At 33.6% G+C, this 21,614-nt stretch carries 20 protein-coding genes; 9 read left to right on the forward strand and 11 right to left on the reverse strand.

The annotated features are described in order from the left end of the window. Complete coding sequence (locus ABD745_RS11890) at positions 1–1,386, forward strand: NADH-quinone oxidoreductase subunit N (RefSeq protein WP_344829915.1); 1,386 nt, start codon at positions 1–3, stop codon at positions 1,384–1,386. Between the two features lie 76 nt (positions 1,387–1,462). After that, complete coding sequence (locus ABD745_RS11895) at positions 1,463–3,775, forward strand: GAF domain-containing protein (RefSeq protein WP_344829918.1); 2,313 nt, start codon at positions 1,463–1,465, stop codon at positions 3,773–3,775. 251 nt (positions 3,776–4,026) lie between these two features. On the opposite strand, the gene ABD745_RS11900 is transcribed toward ABD745_RS11895, so the two are convergent. Next, positions 4,027–5,211, reverse strand: coding sequence for a Pycsar system effector family protein (locus ABD745_RS11900; protein ID WP_344829920.1), 1,185 nt, complete (start codon positions 5,209–5,211; stop codon positions 4,027–4,029). 27 nt (positions 5,212–5,238) lie between these two features. Between ABD745_RS11900 and ABD745_RS11905 the strand changes: the two genes are divergently transcribed. Further along, positions 5,239–8,955 carry a metallophosphoesterase gene (locus ABD745_RS11905; protein WP_344829922.1) on the forward strand — a complete coding sequence of 1,239 codons (3,717 nt, stop codon included), beginning with the start codon at positions 5,239–5,241 and terminating at the stop codon, positions 8,953–8,955. Between the two features lie 65 nt (positions 8,956–9,020). Here ABD745_RS11905 and ABD745_RS11910 read toward each other — a convergent pair whose 3' ends face one another. The 5 genes from ABD745_RS11910 to ruvX all read right to left on the reverse strand — a co-directional run bounded on the left by ABD745_RS11910 (position 9,021) and on the right by ruvX (position 12,667). Continuing rightward, the gene (locus ABD745_RS11910; RefSeq protein ID WP_344829925.1) at positions 9,021–9,902 is read right to left on the reverse strand and encodes a hypothetical protein; all 882 of its coding nucleotides are present in this window, start codon (positions 9,900–9,902) and stop codon (positions 9,021–9,023) included. Next, on the reverse strand, positions 9,902–10,675 hold the full coding sequence (gene mazG / locus ABD745_RS11915) for a nucleoside triphosphate pyrophosphohydrolase (RefSeq protein WP_344829928.1): 774 nt from the start codon (positions 10,673–10,675) through the stop codon (positions 9,902–9,904). Before mazG ends, ABD745_RS11910 begins: the two co-directional genes overlap by 1 nt. Before the next feature lie 361 nt (positions 10,676–11,036). Then, positions 11,037–11,603: a DUF5606 family protein gene (locus ABD745_RS11920; protein WP_344829931.1), complete on the reverse strand. Its 567-nt coding sequence runs from the start codon at positions 11,601–11,603 to the stop codon at positions 11,037–11,039. Positions 11,604–11,681: 78 nt separating this feature from the next. Next, on the reverse strand, positions 11,682–12,254 hold the full coding sequence (gene def, locus ABD745_RS11925; RefSeq protein WP_344829933.1) for a peptide deformylase: 573 nt from the start codon (positions 12,252–12,254) through the stop codon (positions 11,682–11,684). Beyond that, positions 12,251–12,667 carry a Holliday junction resolvase RuvX gene (gene ruvX, locus ABD745_RS11930; RefSeq protein WP_344829935.1) on the reverse strand — a complete coding sequence of 139 codons (417 nt, stop codon included), beginning with the start codon at positions 12,665–12,667 and terminating at the stop codon, positions 12,251–12,253. Before ruvX ends, def begins: the two co-directional genes overlap by 4 nt. 114 nt (positions 12,668–12,781) lie before the next feature. On the opposite strand from ruvX, the gene ABD745_RS11935 reads away from it, so the two are divergent. Further along, positions 12,782–13,258: a SixA phosphatase family protein gene (locus tag ABD745_RS11935; RefSeq protein ID WP_344829937.1), complete on the forward strand. Its 477-nt coding sequence runs from the start codon at positions 12,782–12,784 to the stop codon at positions 13,256–13,258. Between the two features lie 60 nt (positions 13,259–13,318). Here ABD745_RS11935 and ABD745_RS11940 read toward each other — a convergent pair whose 3' ends face one another. Further along, positions 13,319–14,863 carry a serine hydrolase gene (locus tag ABD745_RS11940; protein WP_344829939.1) on the reverse strand — a complete coding sequence of 515 codons (1,545 nt, stop codon included), beginning with the start codon at positions 14,861–14,863 and terminating at the stop codon, positions 13,319–13,321. 79 nt (positions 14,864–14,942) lie between these two features. Between ABD745_RS11940 and ABD745_RS11945 the strand changes: the two genes are divergently transcribed. The 4 genes from ABD745_RS11945 to ABD745_RS11960 all read left to right on the forward strand — a co-directional run bounded on the left by ABD745_RS11945 (position 14,943) and on the right by ABD745_RS11960 (position 17,337). Then, on the forward strand, positions 14,943–15,440 hold the full coding sequence (locus ABD745_RS11945) for a metallophosphoesterase family protein (RefSeq protein ID WP_344829941.1): 498 nt from the start codon (positions 14,943–14,945) through the stop codon (positions 15,438–15,440). Between the two features lie 11 nt (positions 15,441–15,451). Continuing rightward, positions 15,452–15,946, forward strand: coding sequence for a Smr/MutS family protein (locus tag ABD745_RS11950; protein ID WP_344829943.1), 495 nt, complete (start codon positions 15,452–15,454; stop codon positions 15,944–15,946). A gap of 18 nt (positions 15,947–15,964) precedes the next feature. After that, positions 15,965–16,681 (forward strand): DUF3822 family protein, encoded by a 717-nt coding sequence (locus tag ABD745_RS11955; RefSeq protein WP_344829945.1) that lies wholly within the window; start codon positions 15,965–15,967, stop codon positions 16,679–16,681. Positions 16,682–16,749: 68 nt separating this feature from the next. Continuing rightward, positions 16,750–17,337 carry an RsmD family RNA methyltransferase gene (locus ABD745_RS11960; RefSeq protein ID WP_344829947.1) on the forward strand — a complete coding sequence of 196 codons (588 nt, stop codon included), beginning with the start codon at positions 16,750–16,752 and terminating at the stop codon, positions 17,335–17,337. A gap of 27 nt (positions 17,338–17,364) precedes the next feature. Here ABD745_RS11960 and ABD745_RS11965 read toward each other — a convergent pair whose 3' ends face one another. Further along, a complete protein-coding gene (locus ABD745_RS11965; RefSeq protein ID WP_344829949.1) occupies positions 17,365–17,712 on the reverse strand; it encodes a winged helix-turn-helix transcriptional regulator in 348 nt (115 codons plus the stop codon). Between the two features lie 87 nt (positions 17,713–17,799). Here ABD745_RS11965 and ABD745_RS11970 point away from each other — a divergent pair, with 87 nt between their 5' ends. After that, positions 17,800–18,399 (forward strand): nitroreductase family protein, encoded by a 600-nt coding sequence (locus tag ABD745_RS11970; protein ID WP_344829952.1) that lies wholly within the window; start codon positions 17,800–17,802, stop codon positions 18,397–18,399. Between the two features lie 48 nt (positions 18,400–18,447). Here the strand turns inward: ABD745_RS11970 and murI are convergent, their stop codons facing one another. The 3 genes from murI to ABD745_RS11985 all read right to left on the reverse strand — a co-directional run bounded on the left by murI (position 18,448) and on the right by ABD745_RS11985 (position 21,580). After that, the gene (gene murI / locus ABD745_RS11975) at positions 18,448–19,278 is read right to left on the reverse strand and encodes a glutamate racemase (RefSeq protein ID WP_344829955.1); all 831 of its coding nucleotides are present in this window, start codon (positions 19,276–19,278) and stop codon (positions 18,448–18,450) included. A 175-nt stretch (positions 19,279–19,453) separates the two neighbouring features. Further along, complete coding sequence (gene hemW / locus ABD745_RS11980) at positions 19,454–20,578, reverse strand: radical SAM family heme chaperone HemW (RefSeq protein ID WP_344829957.1); 1,125 nt, start codon at positions 20,576–20,578, stop codon at positions 19,454–19,456. Between the two features lie 51 nt (positions 20,579–20,629). After that, positions 20,630–21,580, reverse strand: a complete 951-nt coding sequence (locus ABD745_RS11985) for a PorP/SprF family type IX secretion system membrane protein (RefSeq protein WP_259128773.1) — start codon at positions 21,578–21,580, stop codon at positions 20,630–20,632. Positions 21,581–21,614 lie beyond the last annotated feature (34 nt).

Consider the following 21,614-nt stretch of genomic DNA (forward strand, 5'->3'; position numbering starts at 1 on the left):
ATGAGTGTTTTAATTATTGTTTTCCTAACGGCAGTTGTTGCGTTATTTTCAGGAGTTTTTGAACAAGGGAAATTCGCAAGGTACATTGGGATTTTGGGATTAATCATCGCATTATATGTAAGTTTCATGCCAGAATGTGCTTTCTTTGAAAAGTACAGACACATGTATGATTATACTGCAAATACTGCTTTATTTACTAAAATATCAATCGTAACGACATTATTACTATTCTTTTTGGGAGGTTTTGCATTTAGCAACCACAGAAGCCACCAGTCAGAATTATACGCATTGATGCTTTTTGCTCTTTGCGGAGGGATTATCCTTTTCGGGTACCAAAATTTGGTTACGTTATTTTTAGGAGTTGAAATTCTTTCTATTCCTTTATATGTAATGGCGGGAGCTAATAAAACTGATTTAAGATCAAATGAAGCTTCAATCAAATATTTCTTAATGGGTGCATTTGCGACAGGTTTCTTGCTTTTCGGTATTGCATTTATTTACGGGAGTGTTGGAAGTTTCGATTTATATAAGATTCAGGATTTCGGAGTTACAAATCCTAAAGACGTAATGTTTATTTTAGGAGTTCTGTTGATTCTTTGTGCATTGGCATTCAAAGTAGCATTAGCACCTTTCCACATGTGGAGTCCTGATGTTTATTACGGATCACCTTCATTAATTACCGCTTTCATGGCAAGTGTTGTAAAAATCTCAGGATTTTTCGCATTATTCAGATTAATGACGATCGGATTTGGAGGAGTTACAGAAGAATGGATCAATGTTTTCGGGGTATTCTTAATCATTACATTACTTTTGGCAAATGTTATGGGACTTGCTCAGACAAATGCAAAAAGAATGTTGGCATACTCTTCAGTTTCTCACGCGGGATACATCGGGTTGGTTTTCTTCGGAATGACAAGCCTTTCTACTTATAATTTAGCGTTTTATTTATTTGCATACGCTTTATCTACAGTAGGAGTTTTCATGTGTCTTATCTATGTTGAGAAACTTAAAAGAGAAACTTCTTTCGGAGCTTTTAAAGGATTGGCAAAGTCTGAACCTTTATTAGCAACAGTTGCGGCAATCTCTATGCTTTCAATGGCGGGAGTTCCGTTAACGGCTGGTTTTATGGGGAAATTTGCTTTATTCTCTCAGGCAATGAATTCTAATCACGGTGTTTTCCTGGTATTAGTTGCTGTTTTAGGTTCTGCAGTTTCAATTGCATATTACTTAAGATTAATTATTTCAATGTTCTTCTTTAAAGAAAGTACATTCAAATCTTCAGAGAAAGTAACGCTTACTTACAATATTGTAGCAGTATTTGTGATTGCTTTAATTATTGTTTTAGGAGTTTTCCCTGATTTATTTGCGAGACTATTCGGACTGTAAAAAGTCACATCAAAAAATATAAAACCACAACATCGATGTTGTGGTTTTTTTATAACTTTACTCTAAATTTCAGCTTTTGTCAAATCTTTACAAAAAAGACGCTCCATTTCAGGTATTTATTTCGTTCAAAAAGTATTTGGATGTATTAGAACATATCCGATATAATGACCGTTTGGAATATCGCGTCAATTATGCTGAATCATTGATCGAAAAGACAAAAAATTTTCAGGAACTCAGAGACGGTTTTCAGGATATTGATTTATTAGAAAAAAATGAAGACCTTATCAGACTTTTATTAGCTGACCTCTTCCCTACCGGGCTGACAAACAATGAAATAAAAGCGGCAAGCATTCCTCTTTCCAATGTTACTTTTAATTATACCGAAAGATTTAAAAACATTCTTAAAGATGCTGGAAAAGACTTCGAGATAGAACTCAGAAATATCGATGACAACGAGTTTTATGTATTTTGCTGCTGTCTTATTTTACAAAGCTACTTCAATCGGGATATAAGAAGCACAATTCCCTTTTATTATGACATTCCCAATAAACAGGGAATTATGAAGCACTATAAAATTTCTGTAAATGCAGATTTTACAGAAGTTTTCCCTAAAGAAGGAACAAGAATTCCATCTGAAGAAGTGATCGATAATTTGCTTGAAAATTTGGACGATTTTAAGCTTTGGAAAAAATATTTTCCTTCAAAATCCTGGATTTTAAAAGGTTTTTCAATTGTTTCACTTGTCGACTGTACTTCTGAGGTTGCATTATCCGATCTGAAATCAAGCATGATCAGCATCGATCCCGAAAATCTTTCCCCAGATGAAAACCTGGTGGAAATTTTTAAATCTTACTTTGATGTTGCCCAGCTTAATTTTGGATTAATGCTTTTCAATAAAAAAGATCAGAGACTGGAGAAACTTCCGATTTACGAAAATCTTTTTACCAATCATATTCTGGATTTTTGGATCAATACTTTTGATGAAGAAACCAGAAAAAATACTTTTGAAAATTTAAACCATAATTCCAAACCTATCGTTATTTCCAACGTTGAGAATTTGGATTATCAGATAAAATCGCTTCCTTCTTTTAGAATTTTAAAGGAAAATAATATCAATAGTTTCATGGTTATTCCGATCATGAGAGACAATGATTTGCTTGCGATAATGGAATTCACTTCGTCCATTGCCAATAGTTTCAACGGATTGAAACTGAAAAAAATGGAGTTTTTCACAGACATGATTTTATTTTCTTTAAATCGTTTCAGTTTTGAAAAAAATTATCAGATTGAAGCCATTATTCAAAGAGAATATACAACCATTCACGATAGTGTTGTCTGGAAATTCAGGAACGAGGCGGAGAAATATTTTAACGCTTCTCTTGGGAAAAAAATATATACTCTAAAGCAGATTACGTTCAAAAATCTTACTCCACTTTTTGGTTTTTCGGATATTCGCGCGTCTTCAGAAAAACGCTATAACTTAATGCTTGAAGATCTCAATCAACAGATTGATTGTCTTCATGACATTTTTTCTTTAATTAATTCGGATTCGGAAAAATATTTATTAGCCTTAGATATTTTTGAAAATGAATTGAATAACGAAATCAAAGCCGACAGCGAACAGCGTTTCCAAAGATTATTGAGAGACGAAATTCATCCTTTTTTACAGGCGAAATTAGAAATAAAATCTTCCAGTGAAGTGAAAGCAAAGATCAAAGATTATTTTGCACAGGTTTTCACTCAGAATGATCTTTTTTATGGCAATAGAAAAAGTTTAGACGATTCTATCACTTTATTAAACAGAAAGTTAGCCGATTTGCTGGATGAAGGTCAGGCAAAAGCTCAGCTTATTTTTCCGCATTATTATGAAAGATTTAAGTCTGACGGCGTTGAGCATAATTTGTATACCGGTCAAAACATTGCACCGGAACTTCCCTATCATTCAAAAGTTGTTCATAAGCTGAGATATTGGCAGTTGAAAACGGTTTGTAATATGGAACAGGAATTCCAGAACTTTAAACAAGACCTTCCTATTTGTTTGGAGATTGCTTCATTGATCTTTGTTTATAATGAAAAAATAGACATCCGTTTCAGAATGGATGAAAAACGTTTTGATGTAGACGGAGCTTACAATTCTTATTACGAAATCATCAAAAAGCGCTTGGATAAAGCTCATGTGAAGGACTCTACCGACAGAATTACCTGTCCCGGTAAAATTACCGTCGTTTATTTCGGAATGGAAAATCAAAAGGAATACCTGGAATATATCAATAAATTACAGAAAAAAGGGATTCTTGAAAACGATATTGAATTTTTAAAAGTTGAAGATCTACAGGGAATTACCGGACTTCTTGCCTTGAGAATTTCAATAAGTAAAATCAGTCTGTAAAATCCAGAACAACGATCAAATAGAAATATTAGAAAACTGATTCAACTGATAATCTAAATAAAGCTAGAATGATTCTATCGGTAACTTTATAACCGAAGATCTTCCTTTAAAAAGTATATTGACAAAGAAAAAAACGTAATGGTAACGAGCTGAACAACAATATTCTTCAATACAGATCCTTTCCATATGAAAAGCATTTTCAGCTAATTTGCAGACTGTCTTACAATCATTTTTTAGTCTCCGTTTAAAATTTAAAGTGAAAGGAAAGCATATCCGAAAGACAGTACCGAAATGATAATTCCGGCCATAAAAATCTGATAAGTTATTGATAAAAGTCTGTATTTTCTATCCAGAACTTTCCCTAAATAATATAAATCCTTCACCATAGAATCGTAAATATAATCCCGGTCTTTGATCAGAATATTCATCGCATCCTGATAATCATTGAAAATCATTCTGTTAAAATTTCCAAAGAATAAAAGATTTACTTTTCTTTCAGCAACATCCTGTAAGGTAAATCTTGCTTTTGTAACATTCGGTTTTGTAGATAAAATAGCAAATATGATCGTTAAAACAGCAGATAATAACAAGATAAAACTCGGAATAATCAAATGTGAATTCTTAGGAGTATCCAGTTTGGGAACCAAAACAGAAAGACAAACCGAAATGATAATGGCGTTTACAGAAAGTAGAATATTCGCTTTACTGTCTGCAATATCGCTTAATCGTGTGTGATTGCTCAATGTCACTCTGAATAAAGTATCAACACTTCTGTCAGATTTAGGTTCTTTTTCTTTCTCTTTTTTATTTTCCGAATTGTCTTTTTTACCGTCTTTTTTATCTTCGTCTTTTTCTAGTTTTTTCTCTATTTTCTTAATATTTTTCTCTTTCAGAGATTGCCAGTTCGCTTTTGCATAATCTGTGTAAAATTTATGCTTATTTTTCAGCATCTCAAGATTTCCCGCATTCCATTCGTCATTAGAAAAGCATCTTACGTTGGTAAGCTCCCATTCTTTTCTCAGAGCATCGGAAATATCATTGTAATCATGACCTGCAAAGTGGCTGCAATCTGCATCTTTTACAATCTCTTCTAAAAGGTTTTGCGGTTCATAAGTAATCTTTGTTGCTAAAATTAATTTAGAAACATCATCGATATAATTTTCAGGATAATCTTCTTTCTGAAGAAAATCCTTCATGATCTTCACCCCTTCTTCTTCATGATTTTGTGCGCACTCTATATATCCCGTATCATGAAACCAAAGGGCCAACAGCACCTTTTCTTCATCCTCTTTAGAAACAGCAGAATTTTTTATTATTTCTTCTGCTTTGTTTACCGTATACGTAGTATGTATAAAATTATGATAAAAATATACCGAAGATAACTTATCTTTGAATAAGATTTCGACATAATCTTTGGCTTTTTGTAAAATATTCATTACCGAAATTTTGTTAAATGTAAATTTATGAATTTATCCTTGAAAACTCATCTAAAAAATACTTCTGTTGTTCTTAGAGTAGCATTATCCGCCGGGGTTCTCTACTCCTGCGCAACATATAACGTTAAAAAGGGTAAAAACTTATCTGAAATTAAAAATTCTGATATATTATCTGAAAATGATTTTAAAATTTTCTTAGTAGGTGATGCGGGAAATGCAAATGAGGCACAATCTCAGCATACTTTGGATCTTTTAAAAAATCAGCTGGAATCTGCAGGCAGCAATTCTATGCTGATATTTTTGGGTGACAATATTTATCCTAACGGACTGCCTAAAGAATCTGATAAAGAGTATGCTTCTGCCAAACAAAAACTGGAAAATCAGTTGGCTATTTCAAAGAATTTTAAGGGTAAAACCTTGGTTATTCCGGGAAATCATGATTGGTATAGCGGTTTAGGCGGATTGAAATCCCAAGAAGAATATGTGAAAAATTATTTAAATGATAAAAAGGCTTTTCTTCCTAAAAATTCATGCCCGATTGATGATATCAGCTTAACAAAAGATATTAAATTAATCGTCATTGATACAGAATGGGCATTGACAAACTGGGATAAAAATCCGGGAATCAATAAAAACTGCGATATCAAAACCCGCGAAGATTTTTTCGATGAATTTAAAGATTTAATTAATAAAAATCAGGACAAAAGAATCATCGTTGCACTTCATCATCCTATTATCAGCAGTGGAATTCATGCTGGTTTTACCTCGGCAAAAGCTCACCTTTATCCTTTCAAAAGTAAAGTTCCCGTTCCTGGCATTGCCAGTTTACTGAATGTAGTGAGAAGCTCTTCCGGAGCAAATCCTGAAGACATTAATAATCAACATTATGCTGATCTTTCAAACAGATTGAAAAGTATTGTTCAGGAAAAAGAAAACATCATTTTTATATCCGGACACGATCATAATCTGCAATATCATGAAGACAGGAATATCAGACAGATCATCAGTGGAGCAGGTTCGAAAGTTGATCCTTCAGCCATTGGCGAAAAAACAGATTTTTCTTACGGCGGAAGCGGTTTTGCCGTTTTAAATATCAGAAAAGACCAAAGTTCCGATGTTGAATATTTTTCTACAAGAGGCAACAACCTGGAAAAACTTTCACAGATTCAGGTGATTGATAAGCCTAAAGAATTTATAAATAATTACCCAAATTCTTTTCCATCAACAGTTTCCTCAACAATTTATCCTAAAAGATTAACAGAAAAAGGAGGAATTTACAGATGGCTTTGGGGAGAACATTACAGAAAATATTACGGGATGCCGATCGAAGCTCCGACAGCTGATATTTCTACACTCGATGGCGGTTACATTCCCTTCAGAGAAGGTGGAGGAAACCAGTCAAACAGTTTACGATTAAAGTCTAATGACGGTCAGGAATTTGTAATGAGAGCCGTGAAAAAAAGCGCCGTTCGTTTTCTAAACAATATGGCTTTCAAGAAAAGCACATTCGGAAATGAATTAAACAATACTTTTCCTGAGAGATTCTTGCTCGATTTTTATACTACGAATCATCCGTTTACTCCATTTTCTATCGGAAATATGGCTGATAAACTAGATATTTTCCACAGCAATCCAAGATTATTTTATATCCCTAAACAACAGGCTTTAGGTGAATACAATATCAATTATGGAGATGAAATGTATATGATCGAGGAGCGTTTTTCTGCCGACCCAAAAACTCTGGCAACGTTCGACAATGCAAAAGACATTGTTTCTACAGATGACGTTCTGAAAAATTTTAATAAAAGTTATAAATATTCAGTAGACAAAGAATCTTACATCAGAGCAAGAATTTTTGACATGTTAATTGGCGATTGGGACAGACATTCCGATCAATGGAAATGGGCAGAATATCGCGATGGAGACAAGGTAATTTACAAACCTATCCCGAGAGACAGAGATCAGGCTTTCAGTAAATATGACGGTGCTGCATTTAAAATTATTATGAATATTCCTGCGATCCGTCACATGAAGACCTTTAAAGAAGACATACAAAGTGTGAAATGGCTTGCCATGGAACCTTATCCCGTAGATTTGATTTTTCTTAAAGACTCAACCCAAGAAGACTGGATCACGCAGGCAAAATATATCCAGGAACACCTGACTGATAAAGATATAGATGAAGCTTTCACGAATTTACCAAAAGAAGTAAAAGATGAAACCATTGCCGATATTCAAAGAAAATTAAAAATAAGAAAGACCAAATTACAGTCTTACGCTTCGCAATATTACGATGTTTTACAGGAAAAAGTTCCGTTAGCAGGAACGGTAAATCCTGATAAATTCGTCATTACAAAAACAGGAAATTCTGTCAACGTAAAACAATATAAATTAGATAAAAACAAAGAAAATCCTGAATTGATTTTTGAAAAGACTTATGAAGATTCAAAAACTAAGGAGCTTTGGGTTTACGGATTGGAAGATGATGACATTTATGAAGTTTCCGGAGACGGAAAGCCTAAAATGAATATCAGATTAATTGGCGGTTATAATAACGATACCTACAACGTTACCAATGGCAGTAAGGTGAGAATTTATGATTTTAAATCACAAAAAAACACTTACAACACTCACGGTACAATAAAAAATATCTCAGATGATTATGACATCAACACCTATAATTACAGGCATCCAAAATATAACTTTTTTGCAGGGTACCCAAACGCAGATTATAATCCTGATGACGGTGTGATTCTTGGCGTTCTGGCAAATTATACCGTAAATAATTTTATCAGGTCTCCTTACACTCAAAAACATAGTTTAAAAGTAAATTTCTATACTGCAACAGGCGGTTTTAACGCTATTTATAAAGGAATTTTCAAGAAAGTGATTTCAAATTGGGATTTCAATATTGATGCCGGATTTACCACCCCTCATTTTGCGGAAAATTTCTTCGGACTATCCAATGAAAGCGATTTTGACAGAGATGCAGTGGAAATGAAATACAACAGAGCCAGAATTTCAAAATTCAATTTTGCTCCTTCTGTTTCTAAAAAAAGCTGGACAAATATATTTCAACAATTTCAGCTAACTTTTGAAAATAATAAAGTTCAGCGAAATAGTGACCGTTTTGTGGATATTTCGCCTGATGTAAGACCGGAAGTTTTCGACAATCAACAATTTGGGGGAGCAAATTATACGTTCAGTTATAAAAATTTAGACAATAATGCCTTTCCTACTTTAGGAATGGAATTTAAATTAAATGCCGACTGGAAAACCAATCTTAATGATTTTAACAGAAATTTCCTGATCTTAAGCGGAACTTTATCCCTAGATCACAGGCTTGACAACAGAGGTAATTTTGTATTTGCCAATTCAAGCAATGGAAGATGGATCAACAATAATAATTTTGAATTCTACCAGGCTGCAGCAATTGGTGGCAATAACGGAATGAGAGCCTTCCGAAACGACAGATTTTCAGGAAAATCTTACTTTACCAATAACTCGGAAATTCGTTGGGATTTCGGAAGAGTAAGAAACAATATTATCCCTGCAAACATGGGAATTTTATTAGGTTACGACGTAGGAAGAGTCTGGAATGACCATGAAGATTCCAGAAAATGGCATCAGTCTGTTGGTGGAGGATTTTGGCTAAGTATTGTCGAAATGTTCTCAGCCAGACTGAATTATTTCTACGGAACAGATGGCGGAAGGATTTCCGGAGGTGTAGGAATGACGTTTTAATTCTTAAAGTAAATCACTTCATATAACTATAAAAAATCCGCAGAGAGTTCTGCGGATTTTATTTTTTATTTTAAATTGAACCGATAAACATTTCCTCCTGCTTTTTTATCCTTTTCATCGGCAATCAGCAGTGTTTTATCATCTAGAAAAACAATCGCCTCTTTTTGTGTATTATGGTTTAATGATATTTTCTGAATTTTTGTTTTACTAAAATCATTTGGTGAAAACCCGGAAAGAATCTGAATGTTTTTATGATTAAGCAAAACAATTTTATCTTTTGTGCTGTTAATTGTTGCGGAAGTAATCGCGGCATCGCTGTAACCTCCCTGAAGCTTTAATTTACCTATCAATTTCGCTTCAAAATCTCCTTCCTTATTTGGAACCTGGAAAACCAGGAAAGTTCCGTCAAAACCTTTGCTTCTGTTTTTTGTAAACAGATAAAAATTTCCATCCATTTCTACGAAAGCTTCACAATCATATAACCAGTTTGATTTTTTCGGAGGAAATTCTGCCTGTCCTTCATAATGAAATTTTGTAGTCTGAACCACTTTCGTCGAGCTCTGAGAAGCATCTTTTAAATCCACCTTTAAAATGGCCAAATCTCTTCTGTCATTCTCATTATTTCCAAAATCTCCTATGTAAATATTTCCTTCCGGATCTGTCGTCATATCTTCCCAGTCTCTGTTTTCAGTATTTTCTACCAAAACATCATGAGTAAGATTTCCTTTTTGATCCAATCCGTAAATAACATTTTTATTTCCCTGATCTTCAATTGCCCAAATCGTATTTTTATCTTTAGACAAGGTAATGCCCGAAACTTCTTTCAGCTTTTTAGGTAAAGAAAATTCTACTTTTAAAGTATCGTCTGTTGGTTGTTCACTTGAGGTTTTCGGATTACATCCGATCAGCAAAAGTGATGCTACTGCGCAAAAAATATTCATTTTCATTAGTTGTTGTTTATTAATTTAGCTTTTTCCCAAAGAACGTCCATTTCTTCCAAAGACATATCGGAAAGGCTTACATTATCATTCAAAGCCAGATCCTCCATCTTCTGAAACCTTGAAATAAACTTTAAATTCGTTCTTTCCAACGCCGAATCGGGATTGATTCCTGAAATTCTGGCATAATTGATCAGTGAGAAAAATACATCGCCCAATTCCTGTTCTTTTTTATCAATATCGGTTTCTGCATGAAATTCCTGAATTTCTTCATCTACTTTTTTCCACGCATCTTCTGCATCGTGAAATTCAAAACCGATTCCTTTTACTTTATCCTGAATTCTGTAAGCCTTCACCAAACTCGGCAGACTTTTCGGAACCCCACCCAAAATAGACTTATTTCCTTCTTTTAATTTTAATTTTTCCCAATTCTGCTTCACTTCTTCTTCATCTTTCACTTCTGTGTCGCCGTAAATATGAGGATGACGGAAAATCAGTTTTTCATTCAGAGAATTAATAACATCTGCAATATCGAAGCTTCCTTTTTCTGCTCCGATTTTAGCATAAAAAACCAGATGAAGCAAAACATCACCAAGCTCTTTTTTTATTTCCTGTAAATCGTTCTGCAAAATAGCATCTGAAAGTTCATAAGTTTCTTCCAAAGTCAAATGGCGAAGCGATTCTAAGGTCTGTTTCTGATCCCACGGACATTTTTCACGCAAATCATCCATAATATCCAATAATCTTCCGAAAGCTTCTAATTTTTCCTGTCTGGTATTCATAATTAAGAATTCAAGTGATACAAATTTAAGGATTAATGTCGTTTTGTCTTGAAACAAAAAAATTTAATCTAAATTAATACTTTATTAAGTTGGTTATTCACAAAGGTGCAAAGCTTTTTTAATGTTAAACTTTTTTAAGACGCACGAAAATCAAAGATTTTCAGTAAGTATGTTTATCAGTAAGTATGTTTATCAGAATGTTTTATTGGGAAATCTTAAATTTTATCGAAGATAAAATCCTTTCACCTTAAAACCTTCAGTTGGAATAATTTTGCGCCTTTGTGTTAATTCAACTTAAAAACAAAAAACCTTGTCAAGAAAGTTCTCGACAAGGTTTATATTTTAAATTCAAATAAATGAATTATCCCATTTTTCTGTGTGTACTTTTTGTAGCTGCTTTTGCACCAGAAGAAGCTTTCGCTTTAGGGGCAACAGGTTTTTCAGCTTTAGGAGCTACTTTCTTTGGAGCTTCCTTGTCTGTTAAAGTTACTTCTTCTCCTTCCTGAGCCGGATCTAAAGTTTCAGATTCTGCTTTTACAAAACTTTCAGGAGTGATGTATCCTGCTTTGTGAAGAATGTTGTACCACTGAGCCAATTTTTTGATATCAGAAGCATACACTCTTTCTGTATCGTAGTTTGGAAGAGAAGCCGTCATGAATTCTTTCAATTCAGCATCGCTAGATTTGTGAGCAATAGCTTCTTTGTAATCGTAGTTTTTAGCAATATTTTCAAAAACTTCGAACAAAGGAACTTCTTTATCAAATGTAAACATCGCAATGTTGTCTAACAAACTTACTTGACTAGAATTTCCGATGCTAATTTTTTTCTTAGACGTAACATCTTCAATAATAAATCCGTTTCTTAATTGAGAAACTAATTTGAAAAGTCCTGGTTTACCAGAAATTGAAATTATTTTTTCTAACAGCATAATTTTATTTTTTGTAAATTCTGCAATCGGCTGTGGACCTTTTGCGCTTTATTGTTTTTTTATTTTAATTAATTCAAACTATTTTGGAAATCTCATTTTGTAACTGATGCTTACCTCACCCTGAGTGATTTTTGCCAATTTTCCCTTTACAAGCTTCTTTTTTAAAGCACTTAAATGGTCTGTAAACAAAATTCCTTCAATATGATCATATTCATGCTGAATTACACGGGCTCTAATATCGGAAAAAGTTTCTGTATGTTTCACAAAATTTTCGTCATAATATTCAATTACGATCGTTCCCTTTCTCTTCACATCTTCTCTCACGTCCGGAATAGAAAGACATCCTTCATTGAATTTCCATTCTTCACCGGATTCTTCAAGAATTTTAGCATTAATGAAAACTTTTTTAAAATCCACCAACTCATCTTTAATATCCTCATAATCTTCATCTTCAGCCAAAGGAGAAACGTCGATTACAAACAGACGAATATCCAGTCCGATCTGAGGTGCTGCCAATCCTATTCCATTTGCACTGTACATCGTGTCGAACATGTTTTCAATCAACTCTTGTAGCTCAGGATAATCTTTATCAATATCCTTGCTTACTTTTCTTAAAACTGGGTCACCAAAAGCTCTTATCGGTAAAATCATCTTGTTCTTTGTTCTAAAAAATTCTGCAATATGATGGTTGCACTTACTTTATCTATTAATCCCTTCTCCTGTCTCTGTTTTTTGCTTTTCCCGCTTTGGGAAATAAAAAACGAAGCCATTTTGGATGTAAATCTTTCGTCGAGGCGGTTAACTTTAACATTTGGAAATTCTTTTTGAAAAATTTCTATAAATTTTAAAATATCCGTTTCTACCTCTGAAAGATTCCCTTTCAAATCTACAGGAAGTCCGACTACTACTTCATCCACTCTGTTTTCACTGAAATATTTTTTTAAAAATTCAATCAAAACAGGAGTCTGAATTGTATCCAGCCCGCTTGCAATAATTTGCATATCATCCGTTGCAGCAATACCACAACGCGCCTTTCCATAGTCTATTGCAAGGATTTGTCCCATAAGTTTGCAAATTTAGTAAATTTTAATGATTTTATCCCATACACAGTTTTTTTTATAAATCATGTTTTATTCCATTATTTTTTTTATAATTTTAATCTTCCAAAAAGCGAAAACATGAAGAAACTCATCCTCGTAAGACATGCAAAAAGCGACTGGCCGGAAGAAACAGAGGACTTCGACAGACCATTGGCAGACAAAGGTTTAGAAGACGCAATGCGCATGTCAAGATTTATGAAAGATAATAGTATTCTGATAGATTATTTTGTATCGAGCCCTGCGGTTCGTGCGCTGAATACGTGTAAAATTTTCAATCAGACGTATAATTTAAATTTCGTGACCAACGAAAAACTTTATAACCCCTCGGAAAGCAATTTTGAATCTGTAATCTATGATCTGGATGACAGTCACGACGCAGTTGCTTTCTTTTCCCATAATAATGGAATTTCCAATTTTGCAAACTCCATTTCTGAAGATATTTTCCATTTTCCTACTTGTGGAGTGGCAGGTTTTGAGATAGACTGTGATTCCTGGTCCGAATTTGATGGTGCCAATAAAAAACTGATGTTCTTTTACGAACCCGGGAAGATTTAGAAAAAATTCTTTACGTCTTTTGTATAAAAAAAGCTCCAACAAAAGTTGAAGCTTTTCATTTTATTTTCTTTTTAAATCTAAATCATCAAAATCAAAACTGAAATCCGTAACATCGGAAATCGGTTTTAATTTTGCTGACTGAGCTTTTCCTGTTTCATCGTAATCAAAAATAATGTACGCATCGGCATCGTAGCTTCTGTCGTCCCATTTAATGATAAAAGAATTATTCGAAAACGGAAGTAATTCACCTTTCAATCTTGGAGAATTTTTACATAAAATTCTATATATGCTTCCTTGTTGAGCTATTTCTACGTCTCCAAACCATTTGTCATTATAAATTCCAACAAATTGTTCTGGTTTAGGCTGAAGGTTTTTATCTTTTTTGAAAGCATCAGATTTTGCAAAAGCTTCTTTTTTCTGCTTTTCATAAAATTCATCATTTTTCTTTATTCTATCGCCGTACGTTTTAAGCCAGTTTCTGTCTGCAACGCCTAGATAAGAATCTTTAACAGTATTTGTAATTGTATTGAAAGCCGCACCCGATTGTTGATTCGTAAGGACCACAATTCCTAATTTCATATCAGGAATTAACGTAAACTGAGTTACCGTTCCGATCAATCCACCAGTGTGCTGAATTTGTTTATGACCTTTCACATCACTTAAAAACCAACCCATTCCATATCCATAGAAACTGGTATCATAAGGATTTTTAGCTGCAACTCCACTTGGAATCTGTAAACTCCAGAGCTGTTGTACATTTTTATCTGAAACTAATTTTTTGCCGTCTTTTGTTGTAAAATTATTCAGTAAGAACTCAGCCCAAGTTGTCATATCTTTGATGTTACTCATAATTCCTCCTGCTGCATTTGCTGTTTCGTTCCAATCGTGAGGAACTGCAACTGCCTTTCCATCTATTGGAGCATGTGCATCAATTTTATTGGCAACAGTTTTTGCTCTGTTGTAGCTTCCGAAACTTGAAGTCATTCCGACTGGTTTCATAATTCTCTGCTCAATAAATTCTGCCCAAGTTAATCCGGAAACTCTGTGGATAACTTCTCCGGCAACGATAAACATGATATTATTGTAATCCAACGTCGTTCTGAAAGGGTTTTCCGGCCTTAAATATCTTACATTACGAACAATATCATTCACCGTTAAATTTCCACCTTCAGGAAAAAACATCAAATCTCCCTGCCCCAAACCTAAACCAGCTCTATGCGTCACTAAATCTTTAATTGTAACATTTTGAGAAACATACGGATCATACATCTGGAATTCAGGAATATATTTTGAAACGTTATCATCCCAATTCAATTTTCCTTCATCAGCCAAAATCGCTAATGCTGTACAGGTAAAACCTTTTGAATTGGATGCAATTCCGACCAAAGTATTATCATCCATCGGTTGTTTCGAAGTTAAGGAACGGACTCCAAAACCTTTTGAATAAATAACTTTTCCGTCCTTGATAATTCCGACAGACATTCCCGGAACATCAAAGGTTTTTAATGTATTTTGGATCAATTCATCCAGTTTTTTTTCTTCAACCTGCGCATTAAAAAGACCTACAGCCAAAAGAAGAAGGAAAAAAGAAAGTTTTTGCTTCATTTTTTTAATTTTTTCAAAGTTAATCAATTCAGTATTTATAAGTAAATTTGAAGTTTTAAAACATAATTTCATTTAAACAATGACCAAAATCCTCCTCCTCTCCGATTCTCATTCTTATATTGATGACCGTATTTTAGAATATGCAGGTCAAGCAGATGAAGTTTGGCATTGTGGGGATTTCGGAAGTATGGAAGTTATTGAACAGCTTGAAAAAATCAAACCATTAAAAGGAGTTTACGGAAATATTGACAATGCAAAAATCCGTTCCGAATTTCCTGAAGTGAATCGTTTTTCCTGTGAAAATGTAGAAGTTTTGATGATTCATATTGGTGGTTATCCCGGAAAATACACTCCGCTGGCAAAAAATGAAATCTCAGAAAAAGCTCCAAAGTTGTTTATTTCAGGACATTCGCATATTTTAAAAGCGATGTTTGATGCTAAAAATAATTTGCTTCACCTGAATCCGGGAGCTTGTGGAAAACAAGGTTGGCATAAAATGAGAACAATGATGCGTTTTGTGATCGATGGTGACGAGATTAAAGATTTGGAAATTATTGAATTGGGATCGAAAGTTTAAGAATTATAGTAATGAAGATAGGTGATAAAGTTTCTGTTGTAGATGAGGATTTGAGCGGAGTTGTGACCTCGGTTAACGGAAATACTGTGGTTTTTAAAGATGAATACGGATTTACTTATCAATATCCGAAGGAAAAACTGGTTCCAAAAATCTCGGAGTTTTATGAAAATATTAAAATTGTAAAAAAAGCCGAACCAAAGAAAATTATTTCTAAAAAACATCATAAAAACTTACTGGTTCTAGATCTGCATTTTGAAAACTTAGTCAAAAATCCTCATGATTATGATAGTTTTGAAAGATTATTCATTCAAAAGGAGAAATTATTGGAAGTCATTTCTTTTTGCAGAAAAAACAATTTAAAAAGACTGGAAATCGTGCACGGAATTGGCGACGGCGTTTTACAGAGAATGGTTTTAGACGTTTTGGAAAGCCAGACGAATCTGGATTTTTATAATAAGGAAATACTTCACCATCAATCGGGTGCGGTAATGGTAGAATTTCACTAAATTTGCAGGAATTGAAATATGAACATACTTAATTTACTTTTTACCAAAGACGGATTAATTTACCAGATTGCGAGAAATAAAAGCATTTTGGAGGAAAAATCTTATTTCGTGGACGAAGAATCTCCGGAAAATCTGATTGCGGATAAGCTGGATGAAGTGTTGATCAAGCAAAGATTTGATGAAATTCATGTGGTTTCCGCACTGAATCATTTTACACTGATGCCTGAAGGATTTTCGGAGCATGAAACAGGATTCGACTTAATTGCCTACAATGCGCCTGTCGATAAGGAAAAAGAAGAATTAATGCTTTCGATCAACGAAAAATTTAAGATTCAGTTTTATTATACTTTTCCGAAAAATTTTTACAAAAAGATTAAAGAATTGGCATTGCCTGTTCAGTTTAATTTTTCTGGTGAGAAGTTTTTAAGCTCCATCAATTATAAAAACAATAAGGAAATTCACATTAATCTTTATCATAATCAGTGTGAGTTTTTCGCTATAGACAACAAAAAAATTATTTTATACAATAATCTTGATGTTAATTCTGAGGTTGATTTTCTTTATTTCGTAATGTTTACATTAAGCAAGATTGGCTTTGGAATCAACGAAACCAACTTTTTTGCTTATGGTGAAACTACTGAAAATGAGACTTTTATTTCAGAATTACAGAAATTCGTAAAGAATTTGAAAATTGTATTTGATAATATTCCTACTAAAAATTTTATTTTAAATTAGGTTGCAGGAATCGGGTGACAATTTTCGTTCATCTGTTGCTTAAACCTACAATCTAACAATTATACAACATGTACAGAATCATCGCAGGCAAATGGAAAGCCAAGAAAATAGCCGCTCCGAAAAATTTTGACGTAAGACCGACAACGGATTTTGCGAAAGAAGCACTCTTCAGTATTTTAGAAAATACTTATGATATGCAGTCGATTTCTGTGCTTGATTTATTTGCAGGAATTGGCTCGATTACTTTTGAATTTGCGTCAAGAGGATGTAAAGATATAACTTCGGTTGAAATGAATCCGAAACATACCAGTTTTCTGAATTCTACCGCTTCTGAACTTGGATTTAGCTTGCAGGTAAGTGTTCAGCGAGGTGATACTTTCGATTGGTTGAAAAAATTCAGGAATAAGAAAAGCTATGAGATTGTATTTTCTGATGCGCCTTTCGAAATGGAAGAGAAAAAATATCACGAATTAATTTCTTTGGTTTTAAACAATAAGTACCTGAAAGAAAACGGAGTTTTGGTGGTAGAACACCAAAGCCGAATGAAATTTGATCATCCGAATTTAATCGACACCAGAAAATACGGAAATGTGAGTTTTAGTTTTTTTGAACCGAATAAACAAGAAAATACAGACATAACAGATAATCAGGAATAAATTTCCTGATTTTTTTTGACTTAAATTTTAGACAACTTCTACTTTTTCTGAACTCACCACCGCACTTTCACCCCACTTTGCAATTTCTTTTAAAACAGGAAGCAGTGTTTTACCAAAATCCGTTAAAGTATATTCTACCATTAAAGGCGGTTTTTCCGTGTATACCTTTCTGTCGATAATCTTATCTTCTTCCAATTGTTTTAATTGAAGGCTTAAAGTTCTTTCTGTAATTGTCGGCATTAATTTTCTTAGTTCATTGTATCGTTTTGCCCCGTCTACAAGGTAATACAGGATTACCGCTTTCCATTTTCCGCCGATAAATCTCATCGTTACCGTTGTACAGCAAGGATATTTTTTGTTGTCGATTGAATACATTTTTTATACTATCATTTTAGACCGTTATTGCAAATGTATTAAACTTAAATTAGTTTTGCAACTATAAAAAATATAGTATAAAAAATTATGAACTTTTTAGAAAAAATGAAATCGAGATATACTGTGAAAAAGTATAATTCTCAAGGAAAAATTGGTGAAGAACAAGTACAGACACTTAAAGAAATTTTACATTTAAGTCCGTCTTCCATCAACAGTCAGCCATGGAATTTTGTTTTTGTGAATAATCCTGAAATTAAAGAACGACTCGCTGAAATCTCTTATTTCAACAAAGAAAAAGTATTGGATAGTAGTTATCTGATCGTTTTTCAGGTGATTAAAAATCCTGAAGATTTTGAAAAACAAATTGAAGAAAATTTGCCGGAAGGATCTGTGAATTATTACAAAACATTCGTAAAACCAAAAGGTGAAACAGAGATTAAATCCTGGCTAAAACATCAGGTTTATCTTTCACTCGGTATTTTGCTTTCCGCTTGTGCAGCTATGGAGATCGATTCTACTCCAATGGAAGGAATTGAAAATGATAAGTATGACGCGATTTTGAATAATGAAAAATATGAAACTCTGTTTGCCGTTGCGATTGGAGAAAAATCTGAAAATGACAGCAACCAACCAAAACACACTCCAAAAAGAAGATTGGAAAGAAAGAATGTGATTTTGGAAATGTAGATTAAGACAAAGAAAAAAGCTGTTTCAAATCGAGACAGCTTTTTATTTTTATAGTACTTTGAATTCTAAGTCGATACTTTTTCCAAAGAATTTTTTTGATATTTTTTCAAAGTTTTTTGTCAAATCCGAAAGATAGAAATGATAACTCGGTTTTGGATTTTGCTCATTTAAAAGATTGTATTTATCTAAAATGATTTTTAAATGATTGGCAACAATATTTGGTGAATCAATTACACGAACGCGATTTCCGTAATATTGTTTAATTTCATCAATTAATAAAGGATAATGCGTACATCCTAAAATCAAAGTTTCAATATTCTTTAATTTACTATTACTCAAATAGTTATAAATAATCGCATGAGTGATCGGATGATTTTTAAAACCTTCTTCAATCGCAGGAACTAACAAGGGGGTTGCCAATTCGTCAACCTTGATCCATTTATTATGCTTACGAATACTTTTCTTATACAATCCTGAATTCACGGTGGCTTTCGTTGCAATCACTCCAACATTATTGTGTATTTCATACGAAACTTTTTCTGCAACAGGATTAATTACGTCAATTACAGGAACTTTTCCCGCAACAGACTGCATTACTTCATTCAAAGCATTGGCTGTTGCCGTATTACAGGCAATTACAATTGCTTTACAATTTTGTTCCAACAAAAAATTGGTAATTTTTGTAGAATATTCAATGATGGCTTCTTTCGATTTTTCACCGTACGGAAGGTGTTTCGTATCCCCAAAATAGATAAGATCTTCGTTGGGAAGAAGTCTTTTGATTTCTTTGGCTACCGTTAATCCTCCAACTCCGCTATCAAAAATCCCGATAGGCTGTTGTGGTGAAAGATGCGAATAATCTTGCTTTTTAGTTTTCAAAATTGAGTTGAAATTTTATACAAAAATAGTAAATTTTGCGTCACATTGCACCATAAAACTGGATGCTTGAAGGAGCTCAGCATGACACTTCCAATACTATCTGTTTTTATCCGGCATATTTTAGTGATGTCATGCTCAGTTTGTCGAAGCATCTCTATATTTAAGAAAGATAAGTTTAAACAATAAACAAATCCGAAGCAATTCCATCTGCCATAAACCAGTGTTTTTCCGGAATTTTAAGATGATTATTTTCAATTATTAGAATTTCTTCTTCCAGTTTTGATTTAATTTCACTTTGAAAATGATCAAGAACTTCGTTATTAAACTTTTCCTTTACACTTTCAAGGTCAACACCCCAGATTGTCCTCAGCCCAATCATAATCATTTCATTAAACTGATCATTTTGAGAGAGGATTTCTTCTTCTTTTGCCAAGAGATTTGAGGTTAATTTTTTAATATACTGTGGATTATTGGCAACATTCCAGCTTCTGACATCAAAACCGTTGTAAGAATGTGCAGACGGACCGATTCCTAAGTACTCTTTATACTTCCAATATGAGGAATTATGCCTGGAATAAAAGCCAGGTTTCGCAAAATTGGAGACTTCATAATGTTCAAACCCATTATCTTTCAAGAAATCTGACAGGTAATAGAACTCTTTATTCTGTTCTTCTTCCTTCGGACTTAAAACTTTCCCTTTAGAAATCCAGTTTTCCAACGCTGTTTTTGGCTCAACTGTCAAGGCATAAGAAGAAATATGTGGAACTTCAAGAGCAATTGTTTTATTTAAATTCTCCTTCCAGATTTCAAGATTGGATGTTGGCGAACCGTAAATTAAATCAATACTCAAGTTTTCAAAACCAAAATCCTGCGCTCTTTTGATAGAACCTTCGGCTTCGGAAGCTGTATGTGCACGATTCATTAGTTTTAAATCTTCCTCAAAGAAACTCTGTGTACCAATTGAAAGACGGTTTACAGGAGAATTTGACAAGCCCTTCAGAAAGTTTTTATCCAAATCATCGGGGTTGGCTTCTAAAGTGATCTCAATATCTTTATCAAAACTGAAATATTGTAAAACTTCATCGATTAAAGAGTGAATTTCGTCTGGGGAAAGGATAGAAGGTGTTCCTCCACCAAAGTAAAGTGATTGTAAATTTTTGTTTTGAAGCTCATCTTTTCGTAAAAGGATTTCTTTTTTCATGGCAGCGATCATTTCATCTTTAAAATTTAAAGACGTTGAAAAGTGGAAATTGCAGTAGCTGCACTTTTGCTTGCAAAACGGAATGTGGATATAAATCATAAAAAAAGCTCTGAAAAAATTCAGAGCTCAAATTTATTTAAATTAAATTGATTAATATCTATAACCTCTATGATTAATGAAGTTATCGAAGTTATATCCTAATCCGATCATGAAGCTGTTTCCTCCATATTCCTGGATATCAGATAGACCTAGGTTATAAGTAGCTCCGATCATGAATTTGTTGAATCTTACTTTTACAACCGGTGCAATCTGTAGTTGCTGACTGTCGAATCTGTTTTGAACAGATCTGTAGCTAACTCCGAAAGAGAACGCATTAATATCATTAAAGAACGTAGCCATTAAGTTGTAATCTACTGTTCTTGTAGAGTTCGTGTTAAGGTTGATTAACGCTGAAGGTGTGAAATAAATATTATCTCCAATATGCCAGTCATATCCTAAGTTTAAGAAGAACTTGATCGGAGAAGGCTCACGTCCGTTTACAATTGCCTCATCGTTTGTAAGAGCGATATCGTTAACAGAGACTCCAGCGAAGATATTTCTATAGGTAGCCTGTGCTCCAAAGTTTGCATAAGCCATGAAGATATTACTCTCGCTACCCTGCAATAATGGATCTGAAGCGTCCTGCGTATTAATTTTTGAATAATCAAAATTCATATTATAGAAGCTTACGCTTGTACCAAAAGAGAATTGATCTTTTCTATCTCCTTCACTACTAAGAGGAATAAAATATGAAGCACCAGCTGTAATACCACCCGCAGAAATAGGACCATTACTGTCTCTAAATACAGATAAACCTGCCCCTACTCTATCAAAGATGTTCGCGTTGATCCCCACAGATTGTACATTTGGAGATTCGCTGAACTTTGAAAATTGCTGCTGATAGTTAAGATTAAGCTGCACGTAGTCTGTTTTTCCGTATTGTGCTGGGTTGAACAAAAACTCACCATCTAAAAGATATTGTTGGTAGTACGGTAAAGTTTCTTGTGCTTTGTATGCATTGGACAAAAGAGCTAAACATACTATAGCATATAGTTTTCTCATAACAAATCTTGATTTCAATTCAACAAATATAAAA

Origin of the sequence: Chryseobacterium ginsenosidimutans (genome assembly GCF_039536845.1) — a bacterium.
GTDB classification, from domain to species: Bacteria; Bacteroidota; Bacteroidia; order Flavobacteriales; family Weeksellaceae; genus Chryseobacterium; species Chryseobacterium ginsenosidimutans_B.

Excerpts from the sequence above, each read along its gene's own strand:
- ABD745_RS11890 (WP_344829915.1), top strand. The coding sequence starts at position 1 with ATGAGTGTTTTAATTATTGTTTTCCTAACGGCAGTTGTTGCGTTATTT.
- ABD745_RS11900 (WP_344829920.1), bottom strand. The coding sequence starts at position 5,211 with ATGAATATTTTACAAAAAGCCAAAGATTATGTCGAAATCTTATTCAAA.
- ABD745_RS11905 (WP_344829922.1), top strand. The coding sequence starts at position 5,239 with ATGAATTTATCCTTGAAAACTCATCTAAAAAATACTTCTGTTGTTCTT.
- ABD745_RS11910 (WP_344829925.1), bottom strand. The coding sequence starts at position 9,902 with ATGAAAATGAATATTTTTTGCGCAGTAGCATCACTTTTGCTGATCGGA.
- mazG (WP_344829928.1), bottom strand. The coding sequence starts at position 10,675 with ATGAATACCAGACAGGAAAAATTAGAAGCTTTCGGAAGATTATTGGAT.
- ABD745_RS11920 (WP_344829931.1), bottom strand. The coding sequence starts at position 11,603 with ATGCTGTTAGAAAAAATAATTTCAATTTCTGGTAAACCAGGACTTTTC.
- def (WP_344829933.1), bottom strand. The coding sequence starts at position 12,254 with ATGATTTTACCGATAAGAGCTTTTGGTGACCCAGTTTTAAGAAAAGTA.
- ruvX (WP_344829935.1), bottom strand. The coding sequence starts at position 12,667 with ATGGGACAAATCCTTGCAATAGACTATGGAAAGGCGCGTTGTGGTATT.
- ABD745_RS11935 (WP_344829937.1), top strand. The coding sequence starts at position 12,782 with ATGAAGAAACTCATCCTCGTAAGACATGCAAAAAGCGACTGGCCGGAA.
- ABD745_RS11940 (WP_344829939.1), bottom strand. The coding sequence starts at position 14,863 with ATGAAGCAAAAACTTTCTTTTTTCCTTCTTCTTTTGGCTGTAGGTCTT.
- ABD745_RS11945 (WP_344829941.1), top strand. The coding sequence starts at position 14,943 with ATGACCAAAATCCTCCTCCTCTCCGATTCTCATTCTTATATTGATGAC.
- ABD745_RS11950 (WP_344829943.1), top strand. The coding sequence starts at position 15,452 with ATGAAGATAGGTGATAAAGTTTCTGTTGTAGATGAGGATTTGAGCGGA.
- ABD745_RS11955 (WP_344829945.1), top strand. The coding sequence starts at position 15,965 with ATGAACATACTTAATTTACTTTTTACCAAAGACGGATTAATTTACCAG.
- ABD745_RS11960 (WP_344829947.1), top strand. The coding sequence starts at position 16,750 with ATGTACAGAATCATCGCAGGCAAATGGAAAGCCAAGAAAATAGCCGCT.
- ABD745_RS11965 (WP_344829949.1), bottom strand. The coding sequence starts at position 17,712 with ATGTATTCAATCGACAACAAAAAATATCCTTGCTGTACAACGGTAACG.
- ABD745_RS11970 (WP_344829952.1), top strand. The coding sequence starts at position 17,800 with ATGAACTTTTTAGAAAAAATGAAATCGAGATATACTGTGAAAAAGTAT.
- hemW (WP_344829957.1), bottom strand. The coding sequence starts at position 20,578 with ATGATTTATATCCACATTCCGTTTTGCAAGCAAAAGTGCAGCTACTGC.
- ABD745_RS11985 (WP_259128773.1), bottom strand. The coding sequence starts at position 21,580 with ATGAGAAAACTATATGCTATAGTATGTTTAGCTCTTTTGTCCAATGCA.